This is a genomic window from Rhodovibrio sodomensis, assembly GCF_016583645.1.
Classification (GTDB): Bacteria; Pseudomonadota; Alphaproteobacteria; order Kiloniellales; family Rhodovibrionaceae; genus Rhodovibrio; species Rhodovibrio sodomensis.
Genome location: NZ_NRRL01000028.1, coordinates 40,876 through 64,431 on the forward strand (window position 1 = coordinate 40,876; position 23,556 = coordinate 64,431).

Here is a 23,556-nt window from a genome sequence, read left to right on the forward strand (position 1 = left end):
ACCGGCTGACGGCTGACCGGCTGACGGCTGACCGGCTGACAATCGACGACCTGGCGGGTCCAACGGGTCGGCGGCCGCCTTTTGCCAAGGCCCTGTGGATCGGCTATCACGCGGGGCATGGCACGGGCACGCGGCACACCACGGCTTTCCCACGTTTCCACCGACAGCGGCGAGCTGCTGGGCGCGGCGGCGCACGCGCGCCAGCACGCCAGCGTCCGCAAGGCGCACGAGACCGAGCTGATCGAGGACTACGTCGAACTGGTCGCCGACCTGATCGACGCCAAGGGCGAGGCGCGGGCGGTCGAGATCGCCCAGCGGATGGGCGTGCGCCAGGCCACGGTGGCCAAGATGGTCCGCCGCCTGCAGGACCGTGGCCTGGTGGAGACCGAGCCCTACCGCGCGATCTTCCTGACCCGCGCCGGCCGGGAGATGGCGGAGTCGAGCCGCGAGCGCCACGCTGTCGTGCTGCAGTTCCTGCGCACGCTGGGGGTCAGCGAGGATACCGCGCTGTCCGACGCGGAAGGCATCGAGCATCACGTCAGCGCGGAAACGCTGGCGGCGATGCGGGCGCGGCTTGACCGGGAATAGCCGAGCCGTGCATCCATCCAGGGTCAGCGGCGCCGGTGAGATTTGCGTGATGCATCGATGCATTTTCGCAGGTCCGGTTTATGCCGGCTCGTTTGATCCGTAAGTGTGGAGGCAGGGTCGGTGCGGCCCTGTCCGCACGGGCCACGTCGGGCAAGATCGCGGAAGATCCCTTCCGTCGGCGATTTCGCCCCAGAACTGTGAATAAAAGGGGATGGCGACATGGCAGCCAAGCTCAGTGCAACGGTCGCGACCGGACTGTGCGCAGTCCTGCTCGCGTCGTGTGCGGGGACCAAACTCGAAAACATCCGCGGCATGGACGTGCAAGGCGGGGCGTTCAATTCGGCGCTGTATCAGGGCTATGTTGAGCGCTCGGAGCACGAATACGAATACGGCGATTACGATTCCTCCGATCTGTTCGCCCGCCGGGCGCAGCGCGCGGCGGCCGGCGAACGGGTGCAGCCGCTGCAACTCGACGGCGAGGGCGACCGGGTCGTCGAGGGCGCCCGCGAGATGCAGAGCAAGATGCCGGCGATCCGCGAAGCCCGGGCGGACCTGGTCTCCGTGCTCGGCCGCAGCGCGCGCACCAAGGCCCCGGAAGCCGCCGCAAAGGCGCAGGTCGCCTTCGATTGCTGGGTAGAGGAGACCCAGGCGGATCACATCCAGGACTGCCGGACGCGCTTCAACAAGGCGCTGCAGACCGCGCGGAACGCGGTCGAGCCGGCCCAGGCGCAGCAGACGACAGAGACCGCGCCGGCCGCGCCCGAGCAGCCGGAAAGTCCGGAGCCGGAGAGCTACACGGTGTACTTCGGCTTCGACAGCGCGCAGCTGAGTTCGGATGCGCGTGAGGTGTTGAGCCAAGTTGCCGAGGCAGCCGAGGACCGTCCCGACGCCCAGATCTCGGTGACCGGCTTCACCGACACCGTGGGTCCGGAGGACTACAACCAGAACCTGTCGTTCCGGCGCGCCCAGGCGGTGAAGCAGGCCCTGAGCGGCCGCGGCATCGAGGCCGACCGGATCAGCACCGCCGCGCGCGGCGAAAACCAGCTGGCGGTGGAGACGGCCGACGGCGTTCGCGAGCAGCGCAACCGCCGCGTCGAGATCCAGCTGTTCTAGAGCAAAATCGATGAAGGTCGAGCTGACCTTGATCGGGAATTTTGTTCTAACGGCTTGAAGAGAGAGCAAGATTCAGCTGAAAGGTGGCTTCACCTTTCAGCATCTTGCTCTAGGCTAAGCCGGTCTTAGGGCGATCGAATGACGGGCGATCGAGTGACGGGCGGCGGCCAACGCGGTCGCCGCCCGTTTCGATTCCCGCCGGGTTATTTCAGGAACAGCGAGTAGGTGACCCGGCGCCCGGCCGCGACTTCCACCAAGTGGGTGGAAATCCCGTCACGGTGTCGCGCGGCCACCTTGTACCAGCCGGCCGACAGGCCGAGTTCGGGCGCGGCGTCCCGGGTGCGCGCGATCGGGTCGGCCTCGCCGCCGCCGCGGCGGTAGGGCCGCACCGTCCAGGCGACATCGCTTTGCACCGGGGCGGCGCCGGGCCCGGGCAGCAGTTCCAGCTTCACACGCCCCAGCTTCAGGTTGACCGTCTTGGTGAGCGCGGTGCCGTCCTGGACCGCGAAATCGGTCACCGCGCGGGCCTGCCGGTAGGTGGTGACCACGCGGTATTCGTCCGCCGCCAAGTCGAGTTCGGCGGGCGCGCCGCGGTGCTCGCCGACCTTGCGCACGGCGCGCTTACCGTCGCGCGCCCAGATCTGGAACGCCACGCCGTCGGTCACCGCCGGTCCGCCCGCGCGGGTAACGACGTTCAGCGTGACGCGTCCGTCCGCGGCGGCCGCGCCTGGCAGGCTCAAGAGCCCGGCCAGCAGCAGGCCCGCGATCGGGCCGGCGACGCGGCGGTCGGCATCGGGTTGGCGCATGCTGTGCTCCTGCCGCCGTAAGGCGAAAGCGCCGAAGGTCGCACGTGCCTTCAGCTTGGGGTTGGTTCGGCCGTCCTGATAAGCCGGCCGGGGGCGACCAGCAAGCCGGTCGCACCTGACGGTCTGGCCGCCCGGGCCGCGGGGAGAGCCCGGCCCGATGCTTTCTACGCTAACAGAAGTATGCAGGTCCGGTCGTGACCGGGTTGTTAACGCCCTGCAGCCCATGGGTGCATACGACGGATCGGGCGACGCTTGTAACGGGTCCGAATTCAGAAGTACCGCAACACAGGACAGTCGGGCAGAACGTCCGGAATGTCCCGGTCGGGATCGATCTCCAGATGGGCGGACAGCACTTGGCTCAGCTGGCCGCCGTCCAGCAGGGGCAGGTCGAGGCCGATCACCTTGATGAACGAGCGGTCGTACTGGTCGAGCAGGCCGCACGCCAGTCCGATGAAGGGTGCCCGGTCCATCTCCTCGAAGTAGGCCAGTTCGACCGCCTGCAGGGCCTGCGGGTCGTTCGAGACCGAGCCGAGCGACTTGTTGGTGTAGTCGACGCCCCACCATTCGGTCAGCTGGGTGCCCCACAGGGTAAACCGCAGGTTGAACGGCTCGCGTTCGACGCGGGCGATGAAGATCCGCCCCAGCCAGTCCTTGAAGTCGAAGACGTCGAAGTCGCTGCGGCCGGGCAACCCTGCGTCGCCGGGTGCGCGCGTTTGCCAGAGGCGGACCAGGTCCGCGAACGGTCCAAAGCGTTCCGGCGCGGCGTCCCGGTCACACTTGGCGTAGCGCCAGTTGATTGCAGCCTCCGAAGTCTGTGGACGGATCGCCAGCCTCCTGCGGGTAGGACCGTGGGCACGGATCGGATTGCCTCGGCTTTGTGAGCGTAACCCTATAGTCGGTTATCCGATATGTTGCATACCCGCAAATGTTAGCCAGCCTGCATAACTAAGTATGCAGATACAAGGGCAAGATCGCGGCCGGCGGCCGCGCGCCCGCGGGAGTCGACCCTAGTGCTCCTAGCGCTCCCTAGCGTTGCGCGCGCTTGCCCGAGGGCTTGCCGGACCGCTGCTTCGAGGCGGCCCGGCCGCCGGCCTTGTTGCCGCGCTGCTGCTTCGACTTGGACGCCGCGTCGGCCTCCGCGACCTTGCCGGCGAAGTCGCCAGCGTTGCGGCCGCTGCCGCCGGACGCCCCCTCGGTCGGCACGCCGAGGTCGGCCTGCTCAAGCTTCTTGAGTTCGTCGCGCAGCCGGGCGGCCTCCTCGAACTCCAGGTTCGCCGCCGCCTCCTTCATGCGGTTCTCCAGATCGGCGATCGATTCCTTGAGGTTGTGGCCCACGCCCGGCGTCTCGCCGTCGCCGCTGGCGGTGCCGACCTCGACGTGGTCGCCCTTTTCGTAGACCGATTGCATCACGTCGGAGATCTGCTTGCGGATCGTCTCCGGGGTGATGCCGTGCTCCTCGTTGTAGGCCATCTGCTTCTCGCGCCGGCGCTCGGTCTCGCCCAGCGCCTGGTCGAGCGCCTTGGTGCGCTGGTCGGCGTACAGGATCACCTTGCCGTCGACGTTGCGCGCCGCCCGGCCGATCGTCTGGATCAGCGCGGTCGCGGAGCGCAGGTAGCCTTCCTTGTCGGCGTCCAGGATGCAGACCCGCGCGCACTCCGGAATGTCCAGGCCCTCGCGCAGCAGGTTGATGCCGACCAGCACGTCGAAGTGGCCGAGGCGCAGGTCGCGGATGATCTCGATGCGCTCCAGCGTGTCCACGTCGGAGTGGATGTAGCGCACCTTCAGGCCCGCCTCGTGCAGGTACTCGGTCAGGTCCTCCGCCATCCGCTTGGTCAGCGTGGTGACCAGCGCGCGGTAGCCCTGGTGCTGGACCTCCTGCACCTCGGCGATCAGGTCGTCGACCTGGCCGTCGGTCGGCCGGATCTCGCAGACCGGATCGATCAGGCCGGTCGGGCGGATGATCTGTTCGGTGAAGGTGCCGCCGGTCTGGCGCAGCTCCCACTGCCCCGGCGTGGCCGAGACGTAGGTGGTCTGCGGGCGCATGGCGTCCCACTCCTCGAACTTGAGCGGGCGGTTGTCCATGCAGCTGGGCAGGCGGAAGCCGTAGTCCGCCAGGGTCTTCTTGCGCACCGTGTCGCCGCGGTACATGCCGTTCAGCTGCGGCACCGTGACGTGGCTCTCGTCCACGATCAGCATGGCGTCGTCGGGCAGGTACTCGAACAGCGTGGGCGGCGGCTCGCCCGGATTGCGGCCGGTCAGGTAGCGCGAGTAGTTCTCGATCCCGGGGCAGGAGCCGGTCGCCTCCATCATCTCCAGGTCGAAGGTGGTGCGCTGCTCCAGCCGCTCGGCCTCCAGCGGCATGTTGTGCTGCTTGAAGTACTCCAGGCGCTCCTTCAGCTCCTCCTTGATCTGCTTGATCGCCTGGCGGAGCGTCGGCCGGGGCGTGACGTAGTGGCTGTTGGCGTACAGCTTGATCCGCTCCAGCGTGTCGGTCTTGTTGCCGGTCAGCGGGTCGAACTCATGGATCGCGTCGACCTCGTCGCCGAACAGCGAGACCCGCCAGGCCCGGTCCTCGTAGTGCGCCGGGAAGATCTCGACGGTGTCGCCGCGCACCCGGAAGGTGCCGCGCTCGAAGTTGATGTCGTTGCGCTTGTACTGCAGCTCGGTCAGCGACTGCAGGAACGCGTTGCGGTCCAGCCGGTCGCCCTGGTGCACCGTGACCGTCATCCGCGAGTAGGTCTCCGGCGCGCCCATGCCGTAGATGCAGGAGACCGAGGCCACGATCACCACGTCGTCGCGCTCGAACAGCGCCCGGGTGGCGGCGTGGCGCATCCGGTCGATCTGCTCGTTGATCGAGGATTCCTTCTCGACGTAGGTGTCGGTGCGCGGGACGTACGCCTCCGGCTGGTAGTAGTCGTAGTAGGAGACGAAGTACTCCACCGCGTTGTTCGGGAAGAAGCCCTTCATCTCCGCGTACAGCTGGGCGGCGAGCGTCTTGTTGGGCGCCAGGATCAGGGTCGGGCGCTGCACCTGTTGGATGGTGTGCGCCATCGTGAAGGTCTTGCCGGAGCCGGTGACGCCGAGCAGCACCTGATCCTTCTCCTGCGCCTCCAGCCCCTGCACGATCTCCCGGATCGCCCCCGGCTGGTCGCCGGCCGGCTGGTAGTCCGACTGCAGGTCGAAGGGAACCGACTCCGGCTTGGTCATGCGCTGACGCGCGACCTCCGCCGGATCCTGGATGACGAGCGCGGTGTCCTGTGGCATGGCCCCAATGTAGGGCGCCGGGGGTGGGGGCGGCTAGGGGGTGAAAACAGCTTTACGTGTAAGCCGGAATCTCTATTTGCGGCTGCAATACCTCCAGCGTTCCACTGTACGCTCTCACGATCTTATTATATAATTCATGATCTTTCTCGCAAGTCACAGTTATAACCATTCCATATGGGATATCGCTCCGCCGCGCAGCAGGCTTCCCGCGCCATCTCGACTGATGTTCCACATCAAAAACTGGGCGATTTAATGTGCTTGGTTGAAACCGTCGCTCAGCGGACAGAACAGGTTCCCATTTGTGACCACCAGATCTTAGGGATGCCTCATCGGGGAAGTCTTGGCTAGGACTGAAAAACGTCTTTGATTTATGAAGCTGCCTTGCTTTCCCATTCTGATATCCAGGGTGCCCTCTAGTGTTGGGACGAAACACGATGTTGACACCCGCTCGGGTATAATTGATCGCATCATCAGGATCAGTGTCGGGAAATAGACAAAACGTCGCTCTTACCCTTGTCATGGAAACAAAACCACCCGAGGGCTCGGGTATTGGAAAGCGCATCCATCGTCTTGGATCGAGATATCCCTTGTACAGAACGGTTACCTCATTATCTTCACACGTACAAAGTTGATCAAGCTCGCTTGCCTTCCCCCAACCGACTTCTTCCTGTTTGTTTCCTCGTAAATCCGACTTATTGATAATCAATGCCTTTATTGCAGGAGCATTAATATAGTCTCCGAAAGTAGCTCTAACTCCAACTGCTCGGCGCATAACACTCGGTGCTGCAAAACTAGTTCCCTGTATCGGGCGTGCAAGTGATGGGTTCCAGAAATCAAGCGTGTAAAATGGTTCTAAGTTGCTTCCGCCATGGCCAACAACATCAGGCTTGACTACACCAGGGCTTCTCCCAGGGCTGTTCAGTGTTCGCGGGTAGAGTGAGTGGCCTCGCGTGAGGCGAGTCCGAGCGGCGGGTCATCCACCAGAAACGAGTCTTTGCGAGCTCGCTGAGATGTGACTCCTGGGTTGGCAACTCTGAACAGCGTACGGAGTTGCCATGACACCGTTTCCGTGTCTCTGGCAGGCCCTCCAAGATGTCACCGACCCGCGCGGCACCCGGGGGCAGCGCTATCCTTTCACGCCCTTGATGGTGTTCACGGTCCTGGCCGTGCTGGCGGGCGCGCGGTCGTACCGCGACGTGATCACCTTCATCCGGGAACGGCGCCATCAGCTCAATGAGCTGTTCGGCACGCGCCTGACCCGGGCGCCCGCGCTGAACACGCTGCGCGNGCGCCTTCGCCTCGGACGACGCGCTCATCCTGGCACACACCGAACTCGATGGGTCCAGCGACGAGGTGGCTGCCGTGCAAGAGATGATCGCGGACCTGAACGTCTCCGGCGTCCTGTTCACGGTCGACGCCCTCCACTGCCAAAAAAACCTTTGAGGCCGCCCAGACGAGCGGTAACGCGGTCTTGGCGCAGGTCAAAGGCAACCAACCACACCACCTGGGCCGCGTTCAGCATCTTGCCCGGTCCCAGTCGCCTCGCGACCGGGACGAGACGGTTGTTCGCAACCGGCACGGCCGACAGGAGCACCGCTCGGTCGAAACCTTCGACGTGAGCGATCAACTGGATCCCGCCTGGGACGGACTGATCGTGCGGGCCGCATGCGTGTACCTAGTTGAAGCAGCCGGCCACAGGCCGCTGGACTGAACGCAGCGAAACCGCGTTCTATGTCTGCCAGATCGCGCTGTCCGCCGCCGACTTCGCCGAGGCGGTGCGCGCGCATTGGACCATCGAGAACCGCAACCATCACGTCCGCGACGTGACCCTGGGCGAAGATCACAGCCGGATCCGTATCCCACCCGGGCCCTTCACTCGTATCCGCAGCTTCGCGCTCAACATCCTCCGGGCGAACGGCGTGCGCAACGTGGCTCAAGCGCGCTACGCAACCGCGCTCAACCCCGACAAACTCTTCGACTATGCCGGCTCATGAAGAAAACTGAACAGCCCTGCATCCAGGGTCGCGGGGCGAAGGCACGGTTGGAAAAGTCGTGCCAAGTCTAAGCGCATCCATCCCTTCGCCGTCACCACCGCGTGGCTGGCTCGACCTACAATGCTCTTCGCCGTCGCCGCCAAACACCACTTCCCACAGCTCCGGGCGGGACTCCCGCATCTCGGCTGATATGTCAGCAAGAGCACGGTGACACGGCTGACGTAAGCCGTGATAGTCCACCTTCGGTCCAACGGGCGTAAAATTTATGCCAACGCGCCGCAACAACACGAGCAATGCCGGATCCATGACAGCGCACAGATGCGACACGTCGAGCCGTCGCGCGAGCGAGACAACACCTTTCATAATCCCGAGTGAAATGTTTGGCATGTGCCGGCGGATAGATAGCGCGGTCTCTTCGTACGGCCATTTGATATCCGCATGTTGATCCTCGCCGTTTCTCTGCCGCATACCTTTTACGACGCAGAAGCGTGACACTTCAGCTACCTTAACATTGCCCGGCAAATCCATGTCGCCAAAAGGACTGTCGGGCAGTTCATTTACGGGTAATCCCGTAAAACCCGATCCTTGCGGTGTAATCAACCTAACCGTTCCGACAGCGGTTTCCCCTGCGCGATGCCATAAGAGCGCGTGATGGCTATTCCTGTCGTAACGATCACGCTCAAGACCGTCCGAAAAATCCGCCGGGTCTTCGAAGTTGTTCTCTACGCAATAGACTTGGTATCGGAGACGATATGCAAGTACCATATCGCCTTCGGACATCGCTTGAGATACGGCAAAAAAACGATCAAAGTCGTTCCTCGGTGTGTGCGCCTGTGGGTCAACCTCCGGCTGCAGTTGCTTGCTCTCAGTGTGTATACACGGCTCGGAATGCGCGTCCAGTTTGGCGTCAAGCATTCAGATCTCCTTAGCCGAATTTACCTAGCGGCAGTATAACCACCACTTCTGTTAACGATGCGTGAATGAGGTAAGTTTTTATGGATTGGCTGTCGAGTGTCGTTCTCGTACAACATGTGACATTTTTCTATCAAATGCGACATACTTTTATCGATAGCACGTCAGACGTGCTGTTGTTATTCCTTTCACATGTATTTTTTATTTGCCGTAGGACGACACCACTGCGTTTTTATTTTCTCGCTTATATTTATTGTGCATCTTCGCGATCAAGTTCTCAGCTGAATCAGAGGCCCGGGACGGTTACGTTGACGAACACTTGGTCGAACGAGCAATTTGGCCGGCGTCGTTGTAACCCGCGCGGTTACACGGGCGCGGTAAGCCAGTCATAGGCTATCGATCGGCGCGACGGCCTGTTACCTGCTCCGACTCCCAGAAACATGCAACGTACCGACCGATCGCGATCGTCGCGGGCCAGGTTCAGCCCGCACGGGTTAGCAACCCGCACACACGGTTTACGGCACAGCAGATAGCACATGCTGGAGATCAAGGGCCCGACGTGAGACGCGGGCGATCGATCCACCGCCCGCCCAGCGCACCGGAGTCAGACCTTTCGTAACCATCCCAAGCGTTGTTCGGTGGAGACCCACCGCCATAGCGCGCTCAAGAAGACACAACGGTTTATTCGGGATACCGATTCCAGACCCCAAAGCACTCAACGTGCGTCGTGTGGAACGCCCCATACCCGAAGAAGCCGCGTGCCTGAGTGCGCAATCGGTTGCCGCCCTTGTCGGTGAACGACACACTTACCGGCTACAGATCGTTAGCCGGTGGTACCTGCGCATGGCAACAGGCCACCTCTGTCGCCCTCCCGCGGACGCGGGTCGGGCAGCTTTGTGCAGCAGCCCAACCCGCGCGAAGACCGCTGATCAGCTAGGCCCTGCGTGCTTGCTGACGAATTACGCCGCCCAGAGCAATCAGGCCGATGCCGAACAACAACCCAGTCGACGGCGAGGGAACCCTCACAGCCTGCAGAGTGACGTTACTTTGGATGCCAGCCGTAGGGGCAATGCCATCCCCAGAGACGCCGCCAGTGGCGCTGGCGAAAGTTCCGCTTATGATACGAAAATCGGGTCGGCTACCGCGCTGCGCCAGATAGAACCCCGGCGTGAACTCCTCCGCGATCGTTACGACCGAGTTACCGAGATTACCGAGGTTCTGCCCAGCAGCCAACGCCGGCCCGCCAAGTTGAAGCAGGAAACCACCGCTTGCGCCAACTCTATCGCCGTCTCCCGCATCAAAATCCAGCGTATACTCCAAGTCTCCGGATGTCGTCACATTGAAGAGTTCTGTTAAGTTACCGTAGGTGCTGTTCGCGAGCTGGAGACTGGTAGATATATCATCGGTACTGTCGGAGAAGATGAACCCTAGTGGATCCCCCATCGAACTACCCTGACTTGTAACGTTCGTCTGTAGACCCGTGCCCAAACCGGCCTGCAAAGTATCGAGGAAGGTGAAGATCGTGTCACCATCCTGAAGCTTTCCGAGCTCAAGACCACCGACCTGTCGCGACTCAAAGCCGCCGCCGGCGAGGTCATAGATCGCAGTTTCAGTAGAGTCAGTCTCAGATGACAAGACCTCAAACGCGGCAATGCCGGTTGTTTCTGGGTCACTGTTAATTACCGTTGTCGACGGCGGCGCCGAAATTTTGTTCAGGTCATCAAATTCGATGAACTGGAGAAACCGGTCACCAGCATCTACGACACCGTTACCGTTGATGTCATAATAGTTCTCAAAGTCGTTGTCATCTAGCTGAAACGTGCCCGCGGGCAACGTATTGTCGAGACTTGAAGCCGATGCAAGCCCCGCACACAGAGCAACTGGCGAAGCCAGGGCAAGTGCTAAGATCCTGCGTGTCATTCGAAACCTCCCAGGGTTTGGCGTGTGTTTGAGCACCCTGCAAAGCGTATGCCAAAATGTTTTTGCGCAAGTTTTCAGGAGGTTAGCTCCGACGCAATTAGCCGCGCAACGCCATCTGTAAAAAATTCTGACAGGTACGCCGCGGGTTCGGCCCAATGTTGTAAAGTCCAGCTAACAACCCAAGGAGCTTGGGCTATACGCACGGGTGAGCCCGCGAGCGCTGTCTGCTATACTGTGCACGATCGTCGCGAGGTGTTTCCGGGGCTTGTTAGGGGCTTCGTCGAGACCAAGCCCGACCCATCCCCCGTCGAACCCACGCGTGCCCCGCGGCTTTAACCGGCCAGTTAGCGATGACAGCGAAGCTGATGTCCCTTGTTCGCCCGGTCCGGATTCGCAGGGCCTGCATCGGCCCAGTAGACCAAGTTGGCAGAGACGAATTCGGCCTTCAGGTGCGCGCGAGAGCCCGCCGTTCACTGTTCCAGGTATATGGAGCGCCGCCTAATCACCATTAGGCGAAGACGCCCAAGCGTGACGAACGGCCCGTAACTGCGGGTCCGGGTCCGAATTAAGCGGTCCGAAGGACGCGGCACGGTCGCGACGGGCCGCTTAGGCATCTCCGCTGCGGACCATCTGGCAACTTCATGGGGTCACAGGTCCGACCGGTTTCTCGGCACCCTGGCGCGATTCATATCGACAGTTTGCTTGCAAAACGCAGGCCCGTCAAACTGCCCCCCCGAGAAACAATGGTACTGGTCGATGAGCGTAGTCAAATGATGATCCCCAGTCTCGGCTTTGCAGCGAGCGCAGCCGCGTTCCTGGTGCTGGCGGTAATTCAATCGCTGCGTCCGCAAAAACACTTAAGTTCGTACCTGCTGATCGGGGCGTGTCTCACGCACGCTTCATGGAGCGTAACGCCCTTCCTGGCAAACGAACTCGGCTATTTTCTCAAGCTCGTAACAGAACCGCTTCGCCCGATGGCTTGGGCCGTTTTCTTCACAGCTCTGGCCTGCAAGCGTTCTCGGTTGCCGGTTGTTTATGCGGTCCTGGCCCTTTTTGTACTACTTTCGGTCAACTTGGTTTGGGGCTACAGCAGCATCGGTGATTCCCTTGGAGCGCCAACTGTCGTTGTAACGAGCCTGATCGCCGCCGCCTTCGGGCTCGTCATGGCGGTGAGCGTGTTCCGCGGTGCTGGGGAGTCGGAACGGTGGGCTCTGAAAGCCCTTGCCTTCCCCCTGATCGCCCTTTTCGGGTACGACGTCGCCGTTTTAACGGCCTCGTGGATGAACGCCTTTCCGAACACAATTGCCTTCACAACCCGAGGTCCACTAAGCGCGGTAACGGCTGTTCCGATCGCTATCGGCCTGTTCCGGTTTCAGCCCGGACGTTCGGATTTCCGGGTCTCTCATCAAGCAGCGCTGTACTCCACGGTCCTGATAGCGCTCGGAGCGTACTTCGTCCTCGTCGGCGCCTTGGGGATGGTGGCCCAGGCGAACCCGGGCCTGCTATCCGTCCAGGCTCAGATCGTCGTCCTGTTCGTCTCCGCGCTCGCGATGGTCTTCTTTCTCGCGTCGGGTACCACTCGGGCCAAGATCAAATTCTTTCTCAGCCGTCACTTCTTCACGCGGAAATACGACTACCAGCACGAGTGGCGCAAGCTCATGAATACCCTGGCGACCGAAGTGACCAGCCCCCTTGAAAACCGCGTGATCCGCGCCTGCGCGAACGTGCTGGAGGTGCCCGGCGGCGCGCTGTGGCTGATGGACGGCGATCGGCCGCGCCTGCAAGCGACCTGGAACTTCCGGCCCCCGGGCCTGCCGAATCAACTGCCCGCCAAGACTTTTCAACGATCAGACGGACGGTTCCAGATTCTTCATGGCAGTACGCTCGAAGGGACGCTGGAGGTTTCCAGCGACACCTGCTGGCTCGCGGTCCCGCTTCCGCAGGAGGATCGTCTGCTTGGGCTCATCGTTCTCGCACCCCCGCGCGCGCACCATGACTTCGACATGGAGGACCAGGAACTGATGCTGCTGGCCGCCCGGCAGTGCGCCAGCCAGCTGGCGGAGAAGCGGGCTACGATCGAATTGGAGGAAAACCGGCAGTTTGCGCGCTTCAACCGGCAGTACGCGTTCGTCGCGCATGACATCAAGAACCTGATGAGCCAGCTCTCGGTCATGCTCAAGAACTTCGACCGCTACGCCGACAATCCGGAGTTCCAGCAGGACATGCGCCAGACGGTCGGCTACACTGTCGAGCGCATGCAATACCTCGTGGACCGGCTCAACGCGCTGCGGGAAGGCCACGAAGCCACGGTCGAGGGGACGCGCGCCCCGCTCGCCTCGGCGGTCCAGCAGGCCGCGCAGCAATTCGAAGCCGCCGGCGGCCAGGTGGAGGTCGCGGTTCGTCCAAGTGCCGAGACCCTGGAGGTCCCCGCCGACCCGGACCGCCTCGTGGCGATCGTCGGGCACCTGCTCGCCAACGCCGGTGAGGCGACCGGGCCGAACGGCCGGGTGAGCGTGGAAGTCGATACGCAGGCGGGCGCGGCCATCGTCGACGTGATCGACGATGGTCCGGGCATGTCGGCCGATTTCATCCGGGACAGCCTGTTCTCGCCCTTCCGGTCGAACAAGCGCCACGGGTTCGGCGTCGGCGCCTACCAGTGCCGTGAGTTCGCCCGCGAGCGCGGGGGTGACTTGGACGTGATCAGCAGCCCCGGTTCTGGTACGACCATGCGCCTGAAGTTACCGGCGCTGGCGGGCGCCGGCGACGACGCCACCTTGGGGGCCACGGGATGAGCAGCGAGGGCACGCGCATCCTGATCGTCGACGACGATCCGGGCTTGCGCCGACAGCTGAAATGGGCGTTCACCGACTTCGATGCCGTCGAATGCGCCGATCGAGATGAGGCCGTACGCGCGGTCGACGAGGACGCGCCGGCGGTGGCGCTGCTGGACCTTGGCCTGCCGCCCGATCCCGACGGTCCGAGCGAGGGCTTGGCGGCGCTCAGCGACATCCTCCGGCGGTCCCCGGAGACCAAGGTGATCGTGATGACGGGGCAGAAGGAACGCCAGCACGCGCTCGAATCCGTCAACCGCGGCGCCTACGACTTCTACCGTAAGCCCATCGATGTCGACGAGTTGCATCTCATCGTCCGACGCGCCAGTCACCTGCACGCCCTCGAACGTGAGAACCGGGACCTGCAGGAAAGCGCGCACGAGGCAGCCATCCCGGGCCTGCTGACCGGCAACGAGCGGATGCGCCGGGTCGCCAAGCAGGTGGTCCAGTTCGCCCGCGCCGACGTCTCCGTGCTGGTCAACGGCGAGAGCGGAACGGGGAAGGAACTCGTTGCCCACGCCTTGCACTCCCAAAGCAAGCGGGCCCAGGGACACTACGTCGCCATCAACTGTGCCGCGATCCCGGAAAACCTGCTGGAAAGCGAACTCTTCGGCTACGAGAAGGGCGCTTTCACGGGCGCCAACAAGACCACCCCCGGCAAGATCGAGAAGGCCCACAAGGGCACGCTGCTGCTCGACGAGATCGCGGACCTGCCGCTCGCCCTCCAGGGCAAACTGCTGCGCGCGCTCCAGGAGCGGTCGGTCGAACGCGTGGGCGGCCGCCAGGCGATCAACGTCGACTTCCGCCTGGTCGCGGCGACCAACCGTGATCTGAAGGCCATGGTCGCCGAAGGCACTTTCCGGGAGGACCTGTACTACCGCCTCGGCGAAACCACGATCGTGATCCCGCCGCTCAGGGACCGGCCGGAAGACGCCCTGATGATCGCCCAGGACTTCCTCGGCCGCTGGGCTCGCGAGCAGGGCCTGGGGGCCCTCGCCTTCGCACCCGACGCGCTGGCAGCGATCACCCAGCACGACTGGCCCGGCAATGTTCGCGAGCTGCAGAGCCGGGTCAAGCGCGGCGCCGTCAGCGCCACCGGCAAGATCACCGCCGCGGATCTCGGGCTCGACGTCCAGGGCACGGAGCACGTGCCCACCATCAAGGAGGCCCGGCGCAACGGCGAGTTCCACGCGATCCAGAAGGCCCTGGGGCGCGCGGGCGGCAACATGTCCGAAGCGGCCCGGCTGCTCGGGGTCAGCCGGCCGACCTTCTACCAGCTGCTGGCGGATCACAATCTGAAGCAGGGCTCGTCGTAGCCGCCGCCCTGGGCTGCAAGGCGGTCGAAGACCTCCGTCTCAGATGGCTGGTGCGTCGCACGGTCCATGTGCGAACGGGGCCTGTGCCGAGCACGGGCATCTCAAGCGATCGTATGATCGTACCGCAGCCAGGGACGCGATAAGCACGACGCGCCTTTTCGCGCCGGATTACGGCTCGATAAAGCCGCGCGCCATCGCGTCCGTGATCGGACGGATCAGGTAGTCCAGAACGGTCTGCTCGCCGGTATTGATCAGAACCTCCGCGGGCATGCCGGCCTGCAGCTTCTGCGTACCCAGCTTGTCCAACTCTTCGGGGGGGATCTCCACCCTGGCCTTGTAAAAGCTCCGGGTCTGTCCGCTCTCCTGCTCGCGGACGACCCGATCCGGAGAGACGTGCGTCACCGTCCCGATCAGGGTGGGCGTGGTTCGCCCGGATAGCGCTGACATCCGCACTTCCGCGTTCTGCCCTTGCTCGACAATATCGATGTCGCGCGGCGTCACCTCGGCTTCGATGATCAAGCGGTCTTGGACAGGGATCACCTGCATGATTTCCGCGCCGGCCCGGACGACGCCCCCCACCGTGTGCACTGTCAGATTCTGGACAACCCCGTCCTGAGGCGCGCGAATCGCCGTGCGATCGAGCTTCTGGGCCGCGACGACGAGCTGCTGCCGCAGCTCGGCAACCTGGTCCTCAACTTCGCTCAACGAGCGCGCCACCTCCTGGTTGAACTCTTGCCTCAGCTGTTCGATTTGAAGGCGCGCCTCGCTGATCGCGTTGCGGGCTTGCGCGATCGAGGCGGTCGTCGAGCCGATTTGTCCGTCCAGCCGCGCGAGCTCGCGTTCCATCTCCAGAATGCGTGTGCGCGGGTAGTAGCCCTTCTCGTACAGGTCACGTAGCCCCGCCAACTCGTCACGCATGATCGACACCTGGCGCTCGTGGCTGTTGCGCTGCGCCTTCAGCCCCGCGATCTTCTGCTCGATCTGGCTGATCCGCTCGCGCTGGATCGCCGTCTGGCCCTGAAGCGATTGTCTGCGTTGGCGGAACTGGTTGCGTGCCGTCGCCATCACCTGACGGGCCTGGGCTTCGCCCTCGTCGGCCTGCTGCACCAACTCTCGCGGGAACTCGATCGGCGCCTTGTTCGCGCGCTCGGTTTTCAGCCGTGCCCGACGCGCCAGCGCGGAATTGAGCTTTTGGCGAACCGCCTCGAAGTTGGCCCTCGGTGCGACTGGATCCAACTTGACCAGCAAATCGCCTTCCCGCACGCGGGCCCCTTCCGCCACCGAAATCTCCCTGACGACACCGCCCTCGGGGTGCTGCACCAGCTTTCGGTTGCTTTCCACCGTCACGGTCCCCGGGGCGAGCGCCGCGCTGTCCAGGGGGGCCAGTGCGGCCCACGTTCCCAACCCGAAAAACGCGACAAGCACGATGACCGCGCCGATCGCCACCACTTTGTATGGGCTGCCCGGCTGGTAGGTCGGTTTCGTCGTGCCGGTATGGATGGCTTGGTCCGCAGGACGCCCGAATTCGACGACCTCGCCGGACCGTTCTGCGGGTTTCAGATTCCTATCGGCCAATATTCGTCGACCTTTCGGTTCCCTGGAGCTGCGTCGCGTCGGCGCCGGACAGGTGTGCAGGGCTTTCTCGCATGCTAACCACGGCTTTTGTCCGGCGGATCCTCGGCGCCCCGGGCGGCTTCACCGCCGCCCGGGTTTTGCTGGGGTCCCGCGCTCGACACCCCCGCATCACGGCCGGCCGATGGTGACCCTTGGTCGGGGGACGCGCTGCGCCCGCTATGTGGCTCGGAGACCACCGAGGGGCGTATGTAACGCGCCAGCACGTCCTCCCGCGGCCCGAACGCCTGTACCCGCCCACTGTCGATCGCGAGCACCTTGTCCACCCCCGACAGCAACTGCGGTCGGTGTGTGATGATGACCACCGTACGCCCCTCGCCGCGGAGCCGGCCGATCGCCGCGATCAACGCTTTCTCGCCTTCCGTATCGAGGTTCGCGTTCGGCTCGTCGAGGAGGACGAAGCGAACGTCCCCGTAGAGCGCACGTGCGAGAGCTACCCGTTGGCGCTGCCCGCCGGAAAGCGCCTGGCCACCCGCACCGATCTGGGTGTCGTAGCCGTCAGGCAGGCGCAGGATCATCTCGTGCACGCCGGCCATGCCGGCCGCGCGTACGACCGCGTCGCTGTCCATGTCGCGGAAGCGTGAGATGTTTTCAGCAACCGAGCCGTCGAAAAGCTCCACGTCCTGGGGCAGGTAGCCCAAGAACGGTCCGAGTTGTTCCTTGTCCCAATCGTGCAGGTCTGCTCCATCGAGACGAACCGACCCGTTCGCCGCCGGCCAGACGCCGACGAGGGCGCGCGCCAACGTCGATTTGCCGGCGCCGGACGGACCGATCACCCCGAGCGCCTCGCCCGCGGGCACCTCGAAGCTGACCCCTTTCAGCACTGGTGTACGCGAGCCCGGCGGCGCCACGACGATCCCTTCGACCGTGACATGCCCCCGGGGACTCGGCAGAGACATCTGCTCCTTTTTTGCGTTGGTATTCAGCAACAGATCGTTCAGGCGCCGGTATCCAGTGCGCGCGTTGACAAAACTCCGCCATTGCCCGACCGCCGCTTCGACCGGCGCCAGCGCGCGTCCCATAATGATCGATGCGGCGATCATCGTGCCAGGTGTGATCTCCTGCTGTAGAACCAGATAGGCGCCGGCACCCAGGATCGCGACCTGGAGAAACATCCGGATCGCCTTGGACGACGACAGGATCAATCCAGCGCGATCGCTCGCCTGCGCCTGCAGGCCGATCACATCCTGATGCTTGGCCGACCAGCGAGACATGATCCCGGAGAGCATGCCCATGGCCTGGACCGCTTCAGCGTTCCGCAGGCTTGTGGACACGAACGTGTTCGCGCCCACGCTTGCCTTGGACGCGTCTGATAGGGGCTTACGAGTTAAGATCTCGTTGGCGAGCGCCAAAAGAAAGATGATGAGGGCACCGACAAGAGCGACCAGGCCGAGCACCGGGTGAAAAAGAAAGACGACGGCCAGGAAGAGTGGCACCCAAGGGGCATCGCAGAACGCGATCAAGCCCGGACCTGTTAAAAACTCACGAAGGCTATCCAAGTCGCGTAAGGCTTGCGAATGCCCCGTCGACGGCTGTTTAACCGTCCGTTCGAACACGCTTGAGAAGACCTGATCGTTAAGAACGCGATCCAGTCGGCATCCGATGCGAACCAGGACACGCGAGCGGACAAGCTCCAGGAGACCGAAGACGAACAGCATGCCGCCAGCTATGATGGTCAGCATGACGAGGGTCGTCTCGTTCCGGCTGCCGAGGACCCGATCGTACACCTGGAGCATGTACAGCGGGGCAACGAACATCAGCAAGTTGATAAAAAAACTGAACACGACGGTCGCCACGAAAGGTCCGCGAACGGACGCCAGCGCCTGCGACAGCCGGTTCGATTGCGACCGTTTCTCAGCCTGTCCAGATGTCACGAAGCATGTCCTTACTCAGGCATACCCGACCATTGCGAAGCACGACACATTGGTTTCGACTTCCGCCTTTTTGCCGAGCCATCTGTATAGCGCCTTAGCCTGATGTCAAAGAAGTCGTCTCGGCACCGTCTCGTCTCCCAGATCGGCCTCCGAGCGTCTGGCGGGAAGTTGGCAGCCAGCCGCCCGTGCGAAGCGCCCCAGTTACCCGTCTTCCGGTCGGCCAGCATTGGCCGACGGGTGCTTGATCTAGGCTTAACCTGAACCGCGTGACCAACGGCACGGAAGACAATCCCGCACACGCAGCCGCCGCGCAGCTGCACGACCAACGCCAAGATGGACCAGTTACGGGCCGCTGTTCAAAGTACCGATGATGGGGATTTCCCCCGTGAGCCGGTCGGCTTTGCCACCTGGCGACGCATGGAGTTCGCAAATGCGGTCGGCGTGCGCCAGCCCACCTCGTCGACGCGCTAACCGCCGCCGGCTACAGCTGGGGCAGGCCGGCACGGCAAAAGTATCGTAACGGCTTCCGCGATCACCAATTCGACAAGCGCGCCAGCGTTGTCGACCTGCAGATTCCCCACGCTCAGTCGAGCGCTTCAGCCCAGCTGTCCGGCCGGGTTTGTCGTGTCCGGGTGCAGTGTCCGGGCGCCATGGAGCGGCCCTAGGCCCCCAATAGAGCTAAGGGGCGTCACAGTCACGCAGGAAGCCTTCCGTCCACTGCCTTCCGTCCACCGAACCGAACCTCCGCGCGCGCCGTTGACGACTTGCCACACGTACCTGCAGCCCTATCGGTCCGAAGTCTGAGGTCTCGCGGTTGCACAAGGAGATCGGCGCGGGCGCGAGTTCAAGCGTTCTTGAACCGCCAGCTCGGCCGGCGCTTGGCCCTCGTCACCTCCGACACCTTCTGAGGGGTCTTGCGATTGGACGCGACCCGCATCGAGGCGTGACGCAACCAGCGCATCTGCTTTCTCGTTTCCGGTTTCTGATTTCTGGCAGTGTTCATGGTATGGACTTGAACATGATCGTGAGCATCAACCGCATGCCTGAAGCCCGAACCTTCCCGTCGATGTTCGAGCCGATCCATGGCACTGGCCTCGACATCGCGGGAAACGGCATCGCAAACCGGTTTGGCCCGTTCCGGACAGCGGCGATTATGGTGGACCCTTTGAGCGAGGCCGAGCCGGCCCGCGCCCGGATGACGGCGGCTGAACAGCCGGTTACCTCCGTCACCACGTTCGCGCCCGACCTGGGCGACACGGCCAAGAGGGGGCAGGTCACGGACCGGGTGATCGCGGCGGTGAAAAAAGGGACGATCCTGGACCGAGGTATGCATAGCTTTTTGGACCGCTGCGGTTCACCTGCCGGCGCGTGCATGGCGCATGCTTCCGAACCTGCTGATATTGACTGACAGGGTGCGCTCTGCCTGCGCCCTCGCCTTTCTCCGCTTCGCCTTCGCCGCGCCCGCGCCGGCGAGCTGGCAGCGAGCGTTTTCTAAAACCAACCTCCCCAACCCCAACGTGCCGCTCCAGGAGATTAGGTCGGGCGACGTGACCAAGGACGGGATCTCCTGGATCGACGCTCTCCAGTTGGTCCGCGTTGGCGAGCGCGCGGACTGGCTGGCCGATCGCGAACCGGTGATCGGCCTTTCGATCGATGGCGATGCACGCGCCTACCCATTGCGCAGTTTCACTCGGCAGGAGGTCGTCTACAACCCGGTTGGCGCCACGCCGGTCGGGCTCACCCTTTGCCCGCTGTGCAACGCCGCGATCAAGTGTTCGAGGCGACCTACGAGGGCCAACGGTTGACCTTCGGCACCACCAGCAAGCTGCGCCACGCCGACCTCGTGATGTAAGGCAGCCAGACCAGGACATACTTGGTGGCAGCCGTTTACCCGGCGCGGCATCGTGGGCGAACACACCGACGACAAGCCGACCTTCGTGCCGCCGCGCCTGTAGAGCTGGAGCGAATACCGAGACCGCTATCCGGACGCTCGGGTGCTGGTGCCGATCAGCCCGAACGCCCGGCCTTACGCTCGCACCCCTAGCCGGCTACGACAGCACCGAACGGCTGTTCCTGTTCCGCGGGCCGATGCCGAAGCAACCGCCGTCGATGGCGCGCTTGGTCGTGGTCGACCGGGCAGCCTGGGCCCCTGACTGGTGCGGAAAAGCGGCGGATCGAGACCGGAAGCCATGAGATCGCCTGGACCCCACGTCAAGCCTCAGCGCTCGACGCGCGAGATCGCCCAAGGTCGCGGCGTCGGCCCGGTAACCATGCCTAAAAACCGCCCAGGGCCTGGAAGACGCGGCCAACGCGTCACCCTCGCCTTCATCTTCGAGGTCTCCGACGCCGACGGCACCTGGCACGTTGGCGACGGCAGCTAGGACAAGATGGGAAAAGGCGGCCCGCCTTTTCAGCTGGGTCTCGCCACCAAGCACCGCCGCGTCACCATGTGGGATGATCTCAGGGCGCGCCTGGCCCGCCACGCGCCTCAAAACCGCGGGGATCAGAGGGCGCCGAACTTTCCAGCGCGACGCGGTTGTAGACGTAGAACACCGCGGCCTCGGTCCGGTTGGTCAGGCTCAGCTTGTGCAGCAGGGCGCGCAGGGCGGCCTTTACGCGGGCCTCAGAAATGCCGACCTCAAGCGCGATCTGGCGGTTCGACCAGCCACGGCCCAGCATGCGCAGGATCTGCATGTCGAGCGCACCCAGCGACCGGGCGCGCTGCAGGCGCTGGCGGGCGAACGGATTGCCCTGGCCCAGATCGCCCGGTATGGCGCAGTAGCCGACCATCGCGCAGGCGATCACCTCGTACGCATGATCGCCCTGGCCGTCGGCGAACAGGAAGCCGTCGGCGCGGACCAGGAACTCGCTCGTGTTCAACAGTTCGGAGCGTTCCAGCAGCGCCAGTGTCACCGCCCGGCGCGCCGCCTTGTTAAGTTCGTTGAGGTAGATCTCGGTGTACAGCAGATGGTCGAGCAGGACCGCATCAACCTTGTCGGGCCCGGCGCCGTGGAGGGTGCGCACGGGATCGCCGCGCGACAGCCGGCAGCGGGGATCGTGCCGCAGACTTGCCGCGACCTGCTGGGCAAGCCCTTCACGCAGCGTCACCAGGACAATCTCGAGCGGGCGCCCGTCAGCCTCGTCGTTCCAGCCGGTACTGCGGCCCTGACTTTGCACGCGCCGGCCATGGGTTTCGGGCTCGCCGGCGCTCGCCACGACGGGCGCGGCGGATGTCGCGGGGCGGGTGGTTGCCATGCGTTCGACCTCCTTTCGTTCAGACGCCCCGGTCTACACGCGCCGGCGCGTCGTCCCAGCGCCGGGCATACGCCAGGATCACGTCCGCCCTTTAAATCGGATGCAACTTTTGAACTGTAATCAATTTCCCTCGGACCGGCGGTCCGAAATTGGCATAGGTCAGCGATTTGACGGGTTAAACCTTTTGGTTCGCACCCGTTAGTTGGCTGGCCCAGGAACCGCACCCTGCGCGCCCGCGCGCGGGGGCGTCCGTCACTGCGCCGCGGGCGTGTCGGATACCTTGTGGGTGATCGCCCAGACGGCCGCCTGGGTCCGGTTGGTCGCGTGGATCTTGCGCAGGATGTTGCGCAGGTGGACCTTGATGGTCGCCTCGGTGAGGTTGTTCTCCTCGGCGATCTCCTTGTTCGACCGGCCGACCGCGAGCGAGGCCAGGATCTGGCGTTCGCGCTTGGACAGCTGTGCCGTCGCCGGATCGGCCAGGTTCTGGTAGACTTCCGGGATGGCCGACGGGCTGCCGCCCATCCCCGGATCCTTGAGAAGCGCCCCGATCAGGCTCGCCGGGAACACCCGCTCGCCGAGGGCGACGAGATCCAGGCACCCGGCCACCGCCTTGCCGGAGATGTTCTTCATCAGGCAACCGTCGGCGCCGGCCAGGAAGCAGGACAGCGCGTCGCCCGGTGCGTCCGGATCGGTGAACACGACGATCCGCGTATCGGGGAAGCGCGTCCGGGCGGCGTCGAACCCGCCCGCCGGATCCTCGGCGATCGCACTCGCGTCCAGGACGACGACGTCCGGCGCGTCGCCGTAGCGTGCCATCTCGGCCAGCCCGTCGGAGAGCGACCCCGCGACCGCGACCACACGGTATCCCGCATCCTCCAGAACGCGGCTCAGCCCCTCTCGCCAGAGCCGGTTCGGCTCCAGAAGCAGAATCCGCAGTTCGCGACTGCCAGTCGTTTGCATCGTTATCGTCCTCGATAGAGCGGCGCCCCGTTGCCAGATCCCGCTGCGCGCTGCCCGTGCACGTTGATCGCGCACCCGCCGGCCGGCGCGAAGCGCCGTGGACCGGTGCAGCAGACCCGGCCGCCGGACCGCTGCGGCGGGCGCGGCAACAACGCGCAGATCGGGCCGCATTGGCCCCTGTGGCCCTATCATTGCGGTAGGACCTCGCCGACTGTCGACGGCGCGGGGGGCTTATCCCGAACGCTCCAGCGTGAGCCGCCGGGCTCTCGGGCGGGGTAATCGATCGAATTCGCGTCTCGTTCGTTGGACGTAGACCGGTCTGTGGCGCCATGCTCGAAGGCCCGACCAACCTTCGAGCATGGCGCTCTAACTTCTGAGAGAGCGGGCGAAATTCAACGGGGGCGGGGAGATGATCCAACCTGCCAGGATGATCCCCCTAGCGCGCGCCCGCCGGTACGTAGAGGGCGCACAAGCCCCGCATGTCGTGCCCGTCGAGATAGGCCGCCACCATCCGGCAGTAGGCGCCGCCGGCGCGCGCGGTCGCGTTGGCGCCGCCCTGCAGGTAGCGGCAGGCATCGCAGGTCCCGAAGGCGTTCTGTCCGCGCGCGGCCGCGACCCAGCCGGTCAGCCGCTCGACCGCCCGGTCCAGCTGCCCGCGCAAGCTCGCCGGCAGCCGCGCCAGGGCCTTGGTCAGGGCCTGCGCCGGGTCCGCCGCCAGCTGGCGCCGGCCGGCGTCGGTCACGTCGATCCGGGCGCTCCGGGCGTCGCGGTCCAGACGCGTGCGGCTGACATAGCCCTGGGCCACCAGCGCCTTGACCGTCTGCGACGCGGTCCCGCGCGTGGTCGCGTTATAGGCCGCGAAGCCGGAAACGGTGCGGGAAAACCGGTTCGCCTCGGCGAAATACCGAAGCGCGGTCCACTGGTTGGCGGTCAAGCCGGCGCCGCCGGCCTCCGGCTCGCTCAGCCGGGCCAGATGCTGCAACGCCGCGGCCAACGCCCGCGGACTCCGGGGTTCCCGGCTCGCCATACGCGAAACCCTACGCCCGGCGATCCATGTTGACAACGCCGATACCCGCCGGGATAGTTTCAGC

18 protein-coding genes are annotated in these 23,556 nt (G+C 64.2%); 8 read left to right on the forward strand and 10 right to left on the reverse strand.

Annotation, left to right across the window (positions count from 1 at the left end; genetic code table 11):
• Positions 1 to 117: 117 nt before the first annotated feature.
• Positions 118 to 588, forward strand: a complete 471-nt coding sequence (mntR, locus tag CKO28_RS11980; protein WP_200341015.1) for a manganese-binding transcriptional regulator MntR — start codon at positions 118 to 120, stop codon at positions 586 to 588.
• 219 nt (positions 589 to 807) lie between these two features.
• A complete protein-coding gene (locus CKO28_RS11985) occupies positions 808 to 1,701 on the forward strand; it encodes an OmpA family protein (protein ID WP_200341016.1) in 894 nt (297 codons plus the stop codon).
• Between the two features lie 203 nt (positions 1,702 to 1,904).
• Here CKO28_RS11985 and CKO28_RS11990 read toward each other — a convergent pair whose 3' ends face one another.
• The 3 genes from CKO28_RS11990 to uvrB form a co-directional block, all read right to left on the reverse strand.
• Entirely contained in the window at positions 1,905 to 2,507 is a 603-nt protein-coding gene (locus tag CKO28_RS11990) for a hypothetical protein (RefSeq protein WP_200341017.1), read from the reverse strand.
• A gap of 269 nt (positions 2,508 to 2,776) precedes the next feature.
• Entirely contained in the window at positions 2,777 to 3,400 is a 624-nt protein-coding gene (locus CKO28_RS11995) for a PAS domain-containing protein (RefSeq protein WP_200341037.1), read from the reverse strand.
• 133 nt (positions 3,401 to 3,533) lie between these two features.
• The gene (gene uvrB / locus CKO28_RS12000) at positions 3,534 to 5,714 is read right to left on the reverse strand and encodes an excinuclease ABC subunit UvrB (RefSeq protein ID WP_200341038.1); all 2,181 of its coding nucleotides are present in this window, start codon (positions 5,712 to 5,714) and stop codon (positions 3,534 to 3,536) included.
• A 1,112-nt stretch (positions 5,715 to 6,826) separates the two neighbouring features.
• Here uvrB and CKO28_RS29300 point away from each other — a divergent pair.
• Together CKO28_RS29300 and CKO28_RS12010 are read left to right on the forward strand one after the other, a co-directional pair.
• Positions 6,827 to 7,058, forward strand: a 232-nt coding sequence (locus CKO28_RS29300; protein WP_367575742.1) for a transposase family protein, incomplete at its 3' end; no start/stop codon positions are given.
• Between the two features lie 392 nt (positions 7,059 to 7,450).
• Positions 7,451 to 7,765 (forward strand): transposase, encoded by a 315-nt coding sequence (locus tag CKO28_RS12010; RefSeq protein WP_200341019.1) that lies wholly within the window; start codon positions 7,451 to 7,453, stop codon positions 7,763 to 7,765.
• On the opposite strand, the gene CKO28_RS12015 is transcribed toward CKO28_RS12010, so the two are convergent.
• Positions 7,760 to 8,680, reverse strand: coding sequence for a PEP-CTERM/exosortase system-associated acyltransferase (locus CKO28_RS12015; RefSeq protein WP_200341020.1), 921 nt, complete (start codon positions 8,678 to 8,680; stop codon positions 7,760 to 7,762). The two genes, CKO28_RS12010 and CKO28_RS12015, sit on opposite strands and share 6 nt — an antisense overlap.
• A gap of 930 nt (positions 8,681 to 9,610) precedes the next feature.
• Positions 9,611 to 10,597, reverse strand: coding sequence for a hypothetical protein (locus tag CKO28_RS12020; RefSeq protein ID WP_200341021.1), 987 nt, complete (start codon positions 10,595 to 10,597; stop codon positions 9,611 to 9,613).
• Positions 10,598 to 11,340: 743 nt separating this feature from the next.
• On the opposite strand from CKO28_RS12020, the gene prsK reads away from it, so the two are divergent.
• Together prsK and prsR are read left to right on the forward strand one after the other, a co-directional pair.
• Positions 11,341 to 13,389, forward strand: a complete 2,049-nt coding sequence (gene prsK / locus CKO28_RS12025) for an XrtA/PEP-CTERM system histidine kinase PrsK (protein WP_200341022.1) — start codon at positions 11,341 to 11,343, stop codon at positions 13,387 to 13,389.
• Entirely contained in the window at positions 13,386 to 14,744 is a 1,359-nt protein-coding gene (gene prsR / locus CKO28_RS12030; RefSeq protein WP_200341023.1) for a PEP-CTERM-box response regulator transcription factor, read from the forward strand. The genes prsK and prsR overlap by 4 nt, the downstream gene beginning before the upstream one ends.
• A gap of 168 nt (positions 14,745 to 14,912) precedes the next feature.
• Here prsR and CKO28_RS12035 read toward each other — a convergent pair whose 3' ends face one another.
• A complete protein-coding gene (locus CKO28_RS12035) occupies positions 14,913 to 16,319 on the reverse strand; it encodes an HlyD family type I secretion periplasmic adaptor subunit (RefSeq protein WP_200341024.1) in 1,407 nt (468 codons plus the stop codon).
• Positions 16,320 to 16,393: 74 nt separating this feature from the next.
• A complete protein-coding gene (locus tag CKO28_RS12040) occupies positions 16,394 to 18,250 on the reverse strand; it encodes a type I secretion system permease/ATPase (RefSeq protein WP_338050117.1) in 1,857 nt (618 codons plus the stop codon).
• A gap of 1,018 nt (positions 18,251 to 19,268) precedes the next feature.
• Between CKO28_RS12040 and CKO28_RS12045 the strand changes: the two genes are divergently transcribed.
• Positions 19,269 to 19,658, forward strand: a complete 390-nt coding sequence (locus CKO28_RS12045) for an isocitrate/isopropylmalate family dehydrogenase (RefSeq protein WP_200341025.1) — start codon at positions 19,269 to 19,271, stop codon at positions 19,656 to 19,658.
• On the forward strand, positions 19,630 to 20,055 hold the full coding sequence (locus CKO28_RS12050; protein WP_200341026.1) for a DUF3179 domain-containing (seleno)protein: 426 nt from the start codon (positions 19,630 to 19,632) through the stop codon (positions 20,053 to 20,055). The genes CKO28_RS12045 and CKO28_RS12050 overlap by 29 nt, the downstream gene beginning before the upstream one ends.
• 655 nt (positions 20,056 to 20,710) lie before the next feature.
• Here CKO28_RS12050 and CKO28_RS12055 read toward each other — a convergent pair.
• From CKO28_RS12055 to CKO28_RS12065, 3 genes are all read right to left on the reverse strand, one after another.
• The gene (locus CKO28_RS12055) at positions 20,711 to 21,505 is read right to left on the reverse strand and encodes a response regulator transcription factor (RefSeq protein WP_200341027.1); all 795 of its coding nucleotides are present in this window, start codon (positions 21,503 to 21,505) and stop codon (positions 20,711 to 20,713) included.
• Positions 21,506 to 21,757: 252 nt separating this feature from the next.
• Positions 21,758 to 22,465 carry a LuxR C-terminal-related transcriptional regulator gene (locus CKO28_RS12060; RefSeq protein WP_200341028.1) on the reverse strand — a complete coding sequence of 236 codons (708 nt, stop codon included), beginning with the start codon at positions 22,463 to 22,465 and terminating at the stop codon, positions 21,758 to 21,760.
• 436 nt (positions 22,466 to 22,901) lie between these two features.
• Positions 22,902 to 23,459: a MarR family winged helix-turn-helix transcriptional regulator gene (locus CKO28_RS12065; protein WP_200341029.1), complete on the reverse strand. Its 558-nt coding sequence runs from the start codon at positions 23,457 to 23,459 to the stop codon at positions 22,902 to 22,904.
• Positions 23,460 to 23,556: the final 97 nt, after the last annotated feature.

Coding starts and splice junctions, on each gene's coding strand:
- CKO28_RS12045 (WP_200341025.1), top strand. CDS start 19,269: ATGATCGTGAGCATCAACCGCATGCCTGAAGCCCGAACCTTCCCGTCG.
- prsR (WP_200341023.1), top strand. CDS start 13,386: ATGAGCAGCGAGGGCACGCGCATCCTGATCGTCGACGACGATCCGGGC.
- CKO28_RS11985 (WP_200341016.1), top strand. CDS start 808: ATGGCAGCCAAGCTCAGTGCAACGGTCGCGACCGGACTGTGCGCAGTC.
- CKO28_RS12060 (WP_200341028.1), bottom strand. CDS start 22,465: ATGCAAACGACTGGCAGTCGCGAACTGCGGATTCTGCTTCTGGAGCCG.
- CKO28_RS12050 (WP_200341026.1), top strand. CDS start 19,630: ATGCTTCCGAACCTGCTGATATTGACTGACAGGGTGCGCTCTGCCTGC.
- mntR (WP_200341015.1), top strand. CDS start 118: ATGGCACGGGCACGCGGCACACCACGGCTTTCCCACGTTTCCACCGAC.
- prsK (WP_200341022.1), top strand. CDS start 11,341: ATGGTACTGGTCGATGAGCGTAGTCAAATGATGATCCCCAGTCTCGGC.
- CKO28_RS12055 (WP_200341027.1), bottom strand. CDS start 21,505: ATGGCAACCACCCGCCCCGCGACATCCGCCGCGCCCGTCGTGGCGAGC.
- uvrB (WP_200341038.1), bottom strand. CDS start 5,714: ATGACCAAGCCGGAGTCGGTTCCCTTCGACCTGCAGTCGGACTACCAG.
- CKO28_RS12015 (WP_200341020.1), bottom strand. CDS start 8,680: ATGCTTGACGCCAAACTGGACGCGCATTCCGAGCCGTGTATACACACT.
- CKO28_RS12020 (WP_200341021.1), bottom strand. CDS start 10,597: ATGACACGCAGGATCTTAGCACTTGCCCTGGCTTCGCCAGTTGCTCTG.
- CKO28_RS11990 (WP_200341017.1), bottom strand. CDS start 2,507: ATGCGCCAACCCGATGCCGACCGCCGCGTCGCCGGCCCGATCGCGGGC.